Here is a 9,089-nt window from a genome sequence, read left to right as displayed (position 1 = left end):
TGATCGCAAGGGTTCATGACACTACCTCTGACCTTCGGACGGCGACCTTTCCAGCGGTTCCGACCGGCTTTACCAGCACTAGTGTTCCGCGCGTCAGTGTTGCCGACTTGACCGATGGTAGCGTAGCACTCTTTGCGTACCATCCGGACTTCTCCAGAAGGCATTTTCAGAGTTACATAGTCGCCTTCTTTAGCAACTAGTTGTGCAGCAGCACCAGCAGAACGGGCGATTTGTGCACCTTTGCCAGCAGTCAGTTCGACGCTATGGACAGTGGTACCCAAGGGGATATTGATCAGCGGCAAAGCGTTACCAATTTCAAAGGGCGATTCTGGCCCAGTGATAATTTCGGTGCCGACTTCCAATCCGACTGGGTGGAGAATGTAGCGTTTTTCGCCATCTTTGTAGAACAGCAGGGCGATCCGAGCATTCCGGTTGGGATCGTATTCTACTGTCGCTACGCGGGCGGGGATGTTGATTTTGTCTTGACGACGGAAATCGATCTGCCGATAGAGACGTTTGTGACCGCCACCGCGACGGCGACTGGTGATCACACCGCGATTGTTGCGCCCTTTAGCGCGGTGCTTGTTATAAACGAGTGATTTTTCCGGCTGATTACCCACGGTAATTTCCGCAAAGTCGGAAATTACGGTTTCGCGAGTACTGGGCGTATATGGCCGATAAGAACGGGTTCCCATAATTAGAGGGTAGGGGGTAGAGGGTGGAGGTTAGGGGAGATGGGGAGATGGGGAGACGAGGAGAACACGAGCTAAAACTACTCAATGTTTACTCCGACCTCCGAAATCCCAACTCCCAACTACTTAAACTTCAGGGAAGAGGATAATCTCTTGACCTTCAACGATCGTGACGACTGCCCGTTTGTAGCGAGGTTTGGCACCGAGGAACTTACCGACGCGACGAGTCTTGCGGGGGAGATTTTGAGTATCTACCCGTTTAACTTTGACATTGAATAAGGATTCGATCGCGGCTTTAATTTGGGGCTTAGTTGCCTGCGGCACGACGTCGAAGACGTATTTGTTTTGCTCCATCATCGTCGTGGCTTTTTCCGTGACAATGACATTGCGGATTAAATCTGGTAAATCGCGGTCAGCAACTCTAATCGTCATTGTAAACCTCCTGGATTTTGGCGATCGCTTCAGCAGTAGCGACAATCTGGTCTGCATTCAGGAGATCGAAGACGTTTAGCCCCGACGCAGAAATCATTTTGACTTTGGCAATATTGCGGATCGACAACAAGGTATTGTCTTCAACCTCGGCGACGATCACCAAAACTTTACTATCTGGTTCGACACCCCACCGAGTCATCGCTTGGACGAACTCTTTGGTTTTGGGTTGAGCGACATTGGTTGTAAAATCAGCAACTACAATAATGTCTTCGATCCGACCCATCAATGCCGTCCGCAGAGCGAGTCTCCGCTCTTTACGGTTCATTTTCATGTTGTAATCTTTGGGTTTTGGTCCAAAAATTACCCCACCCCCCCGCCAGCGCGGAGACCGAATCGAACCCGCCCGCGCGCGTCCGGTACCTTTTTGTTTCCAAGGTTTCCGACCACCACCGCGAACTTCGGCGCGAGTCTTGGCACTAGCCGTACCTTGACGAGCGTTATTTGTCTGCCGAATCAGGGCGCGGTGGACGATGTGAGAAGCATTCTCTTCTTTGGCAACGGCCAATTCGAGGGTGGCGGAGCCAGCTTCCTCGCCTTGCCAGTTGCGAATGACGCAATTAGCCATAACTATTTTTTATCTCCCGATCTACTGTGTGTGACTACTTACCGACTTTGACTTCAGGCACGATCCGTAGAAGTGCACCAGGTTTGCCAGGGACGGAACCTTCGATCAGGAGAACGTTACGCTCGACATCGATCTGAACTACTACTAATTTCTTAATCGTGATCCGTTTGCCACCCAATCGTCCTGCCATTTTCTTACCAGGGTAGACGCGACCGGGAGTGGTACCCGCACCAGTCGAACCAGGTTCGCGGTGATTTTTAGAACCGTGAGACATTGGACCTCGCGCAAAGTTCCAGCGTTTTTGCCAACCTGCGAAACCTTTACCGATACTATTTCCGGTCACATCGATGATTTGACCGACTGTAAATATATCTGGTTTGATTTCTTGTCCGAGCGTCCAATCGTCGGTGCTATCGACCCGAAATTCTTGGAGGTGCCGCAGTGGTGGCGCATCAGCTTTCTTGAGGTGCCCTAGCTCTGGTCTGTTGAGAGCTTTTTCTTTGACTTCGTTGAAGCCGATCTGGATGGAGTTATAACCATCAGTGGCTTGAGTTTTGATTTGAGTAATCGTACATGGTCCGGCTTGAACGACGGTGACAGGAATTGCTCTCCCTGTCTCTTTGTCGAAAATTTGGGTCATGCCGAGTTTGGTGCCGAGAATACCGATAGACACGGTTTGATAACGTTCCTTATATTTGAGACATCAGGATCTTGATGGACTTCCACCGGCAGGCGCGTCCATCTGTGGGTTCGGCTCGATCGACCAGCCCAGCTAACTTTAGCAGCTAAATGTGTATTCGCACACACATTTTGTTGCCGCAGATGCGATAAGTCTTCACTCGTAACGCACTTTCAAAGGGAAATGGATCGATCGGGAATCGTATTAATTGCTGCAAAAGACTGAAGCAGATTGCTGCCTAGTATCTATTTGAGCCGATTCACCGCAGTCGCAGCTACAGTTAGCTGGAAGTTTTACACCACGATCTACAAGTCTACACTAGGTAATCTCGGTTGTCTAGATATTGATCGAGTCTCTGCTCGCGTGCTGGTGCAGATTGTCGCGATCAATCGAGTGGGAGCAATAACTTGGGATAGGTACTCAATCCAACGCAGACAGTTGTCAAGACTTAATACGATCGAGACTTAATAACAGGATGCGATTGCGGCGGCTACGATAAGATGCAATTAACTTTTATCGCAGCTCCAAATTATGGCATCACAGTTGGTACTCAATGTCGCTAGTGGTTCTGTCTCCTGTGGCTTTTCAGCTCCAGCGGCTCAAGAATTACAATCAAAACTCAATCAGATCGTGGGCGTACTCAAAACCAAAGCCGCTCAGTCAAATAGTGGGGGCAAACTGACGCCACAGCCACTGATCGAATATCAATATACCGGCGATGTATTTCTGGAGATCTTCTGTAACCCAAATATCTGGGCGAATGTATTCGTTGCCAAGGTATCGATTACATTGCGCGACGATCGGATTCGACTCAGTAGCGAAACCGAACTGACACGGATTATCGAAGATGTCGAAAGGTTTATGGAACAATTTGGCTAAATCTGCTATCTGTTAAATACTTAATTATCCACCACCTAGTTAGATAGCTCAGTTGTGATTAATATCTGACTAGAATGGCAGTATCCTAATGTAAAATTCAATACAAATTGGTGGCTATTGGCTCGAAACTATTGGAATCGGTCATGATATAATATCCCCAAAAATTAGCAGGCATCTACAATTACTAGCATGACTACCAAATTACTTGTCAAAATGAGCTGGTGCGGACTGTTGTGTGCTTGGTTGTACCCACAGCAATTGTTAGCCCAAGTGCCAACTAAAACTGTCAAAAATAATCCGATTACCTATGAAGACGATCGAATTAAAATTGTCGTTCGAGAGTGTAGTCATAAGTTACAGGAATTGATCTGCAAGGCCACCTTAACTAGCAAAAATAGCGATCGGACGATCGACATCAATGGCAATAATATCAAGCTCGTTGATTTTGAAGGTAACGAATACTACCCGACTAGCTTGCAATTGGCCAATCGCAATAGTGAAAATAATACAATCAGAACCGAGCTAATTGAAAATGTACCAGTCAAGGCTACATTTGTATTCACGAAAGTGCCGACCAACCTCACTCAAATTGCCTTGCTCCAAATTCCGCTTAGTGGTGGGATCAATACCACCACCAAGTTTAGGAACTTTGGCGCGATCGCGATCGAGAATGTGGGATCGAAACTGACCAAAACACCAACTCCGCCGAGTAAGAGTAAAACGCCAACTGCGACGAATGGGATTGTGAGTGTTGTCGGTGAAGTCAGCAGTGATGATAACCTTGTCTGTCCCGATGGCACGAAAATTCTGTATCGAGCGACGTCCAAAAGCTATTTAATGTATATCTGTGGTACAAAAATGCCGACCCATTATGTCGGACTGTCTAAAGACGGCTCTCAGGGCATCACGCTCAGATTGCGATATTACGATCGCACCCAATTCTCCGCCGATAATGGTGAAACTAACTACACGATCGCGGCCAATCGATTGATTATTCGCAAAGATAGCAAAATCATTTATCAGGAAAAGATTCAAGTTTTGCAAGCATTACCGGGGACGATCGCCACAGAAGAGCCGCAGCCTAAACCGAAACCCAAAAAAAGTCTGACGCTAGAACGTGAAGACACTAGCCAAAAACGTAGTGCTAACAGTCAACCATCTGTCAAAATCAAACATTAAGTAGCATGGCAACATCTCCTGGCAATTTCGGGTTGGATTATTTTAGCAAGAATTTGACACAGATTGAATAATGACTAGAAACTTACCGATCTGCCTGTCAAATTTCATCATTTGCACACTTTAATTTCAGTATATTCTTTGAATAATTGCTGTAAATTCTGACTTAACTCAGTATTTGTACTTGGATTGACTAGACGAGGCAAATTCGATCGAATATAGTAATATTGAGATCAAAAATCTAAAGTGTTTGTATGAAAGAGGCTCGAAATTCTACGCAGCAGTTACCAGTGGGATCGCTCGATCGCAACATTGGCAATCCCAGCCGACTAGCAATTTTGTATGACTCGATGCTCTCCCAGCGAGGCAATGCCCAGGATAAACATTCCGAGGCAGAAGCCTTATATACACTCTCTCTAACTATTTCCCAGCAACAATTTGGGATCGATCACATCTATACGGCTCAAAGTCTAAATAACTTAGCCGTTCTCTACGAGTCGATGGGTAAATATAGCGATGCAGAGGCATTGTATACCCGGACTTTGTCGATCCGAGAAGAAAAGTTAGGCATTAGTCATCCGTTCACTGTTCAGAGTTTAAACAACCTCGGACTATTATATGAATCGATGGGTCGCTACACCGATGCCGAACCTTTTTACACCCGTTCCTTGACCATCCGTGAAGATCGGTGGGGTGACAAGCACCTGCAAACGGCTCAAAGTTTATATAGTTTGGCGCAACTGTATGCTGGCATGGGACGGTATACGGAAGCCGAGCCGTTATACCTCCGCTCCCTTCAAATCTGCGAACAACAGCTCGGTGCCCATCATCTCGATACCGCTCAAAGCTTGACTCATTTAGCAGGCTTATATCTGATGATGGGCAGATATCCAGAGGCCGAACCTTTGTATCTGCGCGCCCATACTATCTCCGAAAGCGAACTCGGAGCCAGTCATCTCGATACCATCGAGATCTGGCAAGACTTAGCTGGATTGTATCTAGCAATGGGGCAAAACGATCAAGCCGAATCACTATATATTCGCGCGCTCAAAATTCACGAACAAAAAGTTGGCGTCAACCACTTAGCTACAGTTAACAACCTCAACAAACTTGCCAATTTTTACTTAGAGATCGAGCGATATGAAGATGCGGAATCGCTGTATATTCGCGCTCTAGATATTAGCGAAAGAGAACTAGGCACCGATTGTGTAGATATCATCCCTAATTTACAAAACCTGGCCGATTTATATAAATTGCTTCAGCAATATGAGGATGCCGAGCCGTTGTGTGCCCGTGCGCTCCAGCTTTGCGAACGACACTTAGGTGCTAGTCATGCTTATACAGCCCAAAATCTGGGTCAAATGGCCAATTTATACTATGAAATCGGTAAATTCGCCGAAGCGGAAGCCCTGTTACTGCGTGCGCTCCAGATTTACGAAACACAGCTAGGGCGCGAACATCCTCATACCGCACAAAGCCTGAATAATCTCGCCAGTTTGTACTATCGGATCGAACGCTATGCTGACGCCGAGCCGCTTTATGCCCGCGCGCTAGGTATCTACGAACAGCAACTGGGGCAGGATCACCCTCACACTGCTCAATGTCTCAACAACTTGGGCGTACTATATTACAAAATCGGTGATTATAGTGCAGCCGAACCTCTGTACGGGAGATCGCTAGAAATTAGGCAACGGCAGCTCGGACTCAATCATCCCCATACCGCTCAAAGCTTAAATAATCTGGCCAGCTTGTACTACAAAACCGAACAGTACGCTGCGGCCAAGACACTATATCTACAGTCACTGGCAATTAAGGAGCAGCATTTAGGTACCGACCATCCGCAAATTGCCACTAGTCTGAATAACTTAGCCTTTGTATACCAATCGATGCGGTGCTATAGTGAAGCCGAACAAATGTACGTGAGATCGCTGGCAATTAGAGCACAACATTTTGGCGCAAATCATCCGAAGACCCAGAAAGTGCAACTAGATTTTCTTGACTTTCTCCAGCAAGTCGTGAATACTGGACAAGTCGATAGACTGTCTGACCTACCGCTGACCCAAGCGTTGCTCGACAAGATGCAAAAAGTAGGGACGAAGTAAAGATCGATCGGGAGGTTAATTATTAGATAGGTAGTGATTAACCGATGGCTTCGCTCTAAAATTTATAAATGAGCCTCAATCTAGCGCGGAGGAGAGAGTACTAATGTGATATGATTTTGGGCGAAGGGACACAAATGCTACATTAATTACGGATAGCATCTTCTCGATCTTCAATCTAGTTAATATCACTGAGGCTAAGATCGATAGTCCCCAGCGATGAATAAAATTCAGCAGGGTCTGGATATTTGGTACACACCCACATCGATCGAGATCTCAAGCTAACATAGACCCACAAGGTTCCCAACCAGATTGCGATCTGCATCCTCATTGCAGATCGATCCCAAGGCCAGATAGTCTACTGGAGCGGGCTTTGACGATCTTCTCGATCTCAGTCTCTCCCCCGCAACCTTCAATTCACTGCCATTAATTTCAGCGAAGGAGGCCAAAGTGCAGGATAAATGTGTCAAAAAACGGAATAGATCGAAACGGCGGAGTATTTACTGTCCGATTCATGAGTGTTATTTGGATAGCATGAGTAAAAAGTATTACTTGTTTGCCGATCGTCCAGAACAGCTTGAGGCGCGGGGGATCGGTCGGTTGGCAGCCAAAATCTCGATCAAATTTCACACCACTGTCTCGATTACAGGTGAGTGGTTAGAAGCTTTTTGGTGCGATCGCTGTCAGCGCACAAAATGGTATTATGTCTGCAAAACTAGCGATCGTACCTACGATCTAGTGCTAGCTCCAGATGAACTCTGGCAGCGCGTGACCGGAGTCGTTCATCCCAATGGCAACCCGTCGGTCAGTGAGTTTACACGGAGAGAAGCACGAGTCAAGAAATACCAAGGGGTGAAAGCTTTTAACACCATCTGCTAACTGTCATGAGATCGAGTCGCTAGCCTCACTGTATATAAATATACCAGTAATCCTGTGAATCGACTACCGTCTTTTAGCGGATCTCCACGATGGTACGATCCCGATTTGATCGCATATTGGCGCGATTTACCAGCTAGTTTAGGGCACCATACACTAAGGTATTAGACCTAGAACATCACCTTATATCGAATTTAAAGATCTGAAATTATGGATGCAGCCGATCGAGTAATATTAGTAACGGGTGGGGCTGGATATATCGGCGCTCACGCAGTCAAGGCTTTGGAAGCGAAAGGGTTTCAGGTTGTTGTCTTGGATAGCTTAGTGTATGGACACCGGGAACCTGTCGAAGCCCATCTCAAGGCTAAATTAGTAGTAGGGGAAATTAGCGATCGTGCCGTACTCGACAAAATTTTTACTACGTATAAGATTACAGCAGTGATGCATTTTGCTGCTTTTGCCTATGTGGGCGAATCGGTCAGCGATCCGGCCAAATATTGGCAAAATAATGTCGTAGGCACCCTCGCATTGCTCGATGCGATGCGCGCACATGGAGTCACTAACTTTATCTTTTCCTCGACCTGTGCCACTTATGGCAATCCTCAGTACATTCCGATCGACGAACAGCATCCCCAGCACCCGATCAATCCCTATGGTGCGGGCAAACTCGCGATCGAGCGCGTGTTGCAAGATTACGATCCGGCATACGGCATGAAGTCAGTAGTTTTCCGTTACTTTAACGCCGCTGGTGCCGATCCCGATGGCCGATTTGGGGAAGATCACAACCCCGAAACGCACTTAATTCCGCTAATTTTGCAAGCGGCTGCGGGCAAACGCGCGGCGATATCCGTCTTCGGCTCCGACTATGAGACTCCAGATGGTACCTGCATTCGCGATTATATTCACGTCACCGATCTGGCTCAAGCGCACGTCCTGGGCTTAGAATACTTGTTAGAACATCAAGTCAGTCAAATCTTCAACCTGGGTAATGGCAATGGCTTCTCCGTCAAGGAAGTCATCGATACCGCCAAACAAGTTACGGGCAAAGAGATCGCGATCGACTTGTGTCCCCGACGGGCTGGCGATCCAGCAACCCTAATCGGCAGTAGCGATAAGGCGCGTCAAATCTTGGGCTGGAAACCAGAGTATGCGGACTTGAAGGCGATCATCAAACATGCCTGGAATTGGCACCAGCATCGCCATTTTTCATAGTCAGTAGCGGGCTTTATTCAGCATAGAAACCACAGATAGTCTCGATTATGAATGTAAAAACCACGGATGCTAGACCGGAACTGATCATCGAAGCGGGACGAGCAGAAAGACAGTATTGGCAAGATCTGTGGCGATATCGCGAGTTATTTTACTTCTTGGCTTGGCGGGATATCTTGGTAAGGTATAAGCAAACCGCGATCGGGGTAATTTGGGCATTGATTCAACCATTTATCGCGATGGTAGTATTCACGGTCTTTGCCGGTTTGACCAAACTGCCCTCAGAAGGCGTGCCGCAGCCAATTATGATTTTTGCAGGGATTCTACCGTGGCAGTTCTTTACTAATTCGCTCACTGGCTGTAGTAATAGTTTGGTTAGTAACTCCAATTTAATTTCCAAGGTCTATTTTCCCCGATTGATC

Annotated in this window: 9 protein-coding genes and 1 pseudogene; 6 read left to right on the top strand and 4 right to left on the bottom strand. The window is 47.0% G+C overall.

The window, feature by feature from the left end; all coding sequences use genetic code 11:
* The 4 genes from rplB to rplC all read right to left on the bottom strand — a co-directional run.
* Positions 1-695: 50S ribosomal protein L2 (rplB, locus tag RMO27_RS03660; protein WP_309729209.1), on the bottom strand; the 695-nt coding region annotated here is incomplete at its 3' end.
* Between the two features lie 123 nt (positions 696-818).
* Positions 819-1,124, bottom strand: a complete 306-nt coding sequence (locus RMO27_RS03655) for a 50S ribosomal protein L23 (RefSeq protein WP_309729207.1) — start codon at positions 1,122-1,124, stop codon at positions 819-821.
* Positions 1,114-1,749, bottom strand: a complete 636-nt coding sequence (gene rplD, locus RMO27_RS03650) for a 50S ribosomal protein L4 (protein WP_309729204.1) — start codon at positions 1,747-1,749, stop codon at positions 1,114-1,116. Before rplD ends, RMO27_RS03655 begins: the two co-directional genes overlap by 11 nt.
* Positions 1,750-1,783: 34 nt before the next feature.
* Positions 1,784-2,422, bottom strand: coding sequence for a 50S ribosomal protein L3 (gene rplC / locus RMO27_RS03645; protein WP_309729202.1), 639 nt, complete (start codon positions 2,420-2,422; stop codon positions 1,784-1,786).
* A gap of 537 nt (positions 2,423-2,959) precedes the next feature.
* Between rplC and RMO27_RS03640 the strand changes: the two genes are divergently transcribed.
* The 6 genes and pseudogenes from RMO27_RS03640 to RMO27_RS03615 form a co-directional block, all read left to right on the top strand.
* On the top strand, positions 2,960-3,307 hold the full coding sequence (locus RMO27_RS03640; RefSeq protein WP_309729200.1) for a hypothetical protein: 348 nt from the start codon (positions 2,960-2,962) through the stop codon (positions 3,305-3,307).
* Positions 3,308-3,496: 189 nt separating this feature from the next.
* Positions 3,497-4,486: a hypothetical protein gene (locus tag RMO27_RS03635; protein ID WP_309729198.1), complete on the top strand. Its 990-nt coding sequence runs from the start codon at positions 3,497-3,499 to the stop codon at positions 4,484-4,486.
* 251 nt (positions 4,487-4,737) lie between these two features.
* The gene (locus tag RMO27_RS03630) at positions 4,738-6,585 is read left to right on the top strand and encodes a tetratricopeptide repeat protein (RefSeq protein WP_309729196.1); all 1,848 of its coding nucleotides are present in this window, start codon (positions 4,738-4,740) and stop codon (positions 6,583-6,585) included.
* 531 nt (positions 6,586-7,116) lie between these two features.
* The gene (locus RMO27_RS03625; protein WP_309729194.1) at positions 7,117-7,461 is read left to right on the top strand and encodes a hypothetical protein; all 345 of its coding nucleotides are present in this window, start codon (positions 7,117-7,119) and stop codon (positions 7,459-7,461) included.
* Positions 7,462-7,668: 207 nt separating this feature from the next.
* Complete coding sequence (gene galE, locus RMO27_RS03620; RefSeq protein WP_309729192.1) at positions 7,669-8,670, top strand: UDP-glucose 4-epimerase GalE; 1,002 nt, start codon at positions 7,669-7,671, stop codon at positions 8,668-8,670.
* A gap of 47 nt (positions 8,671-8,717) precedes the next feature.
* A pseudogene (locus tag RMO27_RS03615) lies at positions 8,718-9,089 on the top strand (ABC transporter permease); the annotation flags it as partial.

This window comes from Chamaesiphon sp. OTE_75_metabat_556, assembly GCF_031378165.1.
Taxonomy (GTDB): Bacteria; Cyanobacteriota; Cyanobacteriia; order Cyanobacteriales; family Chamaesiphonaceae; genus Chamaesiphon.
Note: the sequence above shows the minus strand (reverse complement) of the source record. Positions and strands in the feature narration are given on the sequence as shown.

Bases quoted from the DNA above. Each gene is read 5' to 3' on its own strand.
- rplD (WP_309729204.1), bottom strand. From the start codon at position 1,749: ATGGCTAATTGCGTCATTCGCAACTGGCAAGGCGAGGAAGCTGGCTCC.
- RMO27_RS03625 (WP_309729194.1), top strand. From the start codon at position 7,117: ATGAGTAAAAAGTATTACTTGTTTGCCGATCGTCCAGAACAGCTTGAG.
- RMO27_RS03640 (WP_309729200.1), top strand. From the start codon at position 2,960: ATGGCATCACAGTTGGTACTCAATGTCGCTAGTGGTTCTGTCTCCTGT.
- RMO27_RS03630 (WP_309729196.1), top strand. From the start codon at position 4,738: ATGAAAGAGGCTCGAAATTCTACGCAGCAGTTACCAGTGGGATCGCTC.
- RMO27_RS03635 (WP_309729198.1), top strand. From the start codon at position 3,497: ATGACTACCAAATTACTTGTCAAAATGAGCTGGTGCGGACTGTTGTGT.
- RMO27_RS03655 (WP_309729207.1), bottom strand. From the start codon at position 1,124: ATGACGATTAGAGTTGCTGACCGCGATTTACCAGATTTAATCCGCAAT.
- galE (WP_309729192.1), top strand. From the start codon at position 7,669: ATGGATGCAGCCGATCGAGTAATATTAGTAACGGGTGGGGCTGGATAT.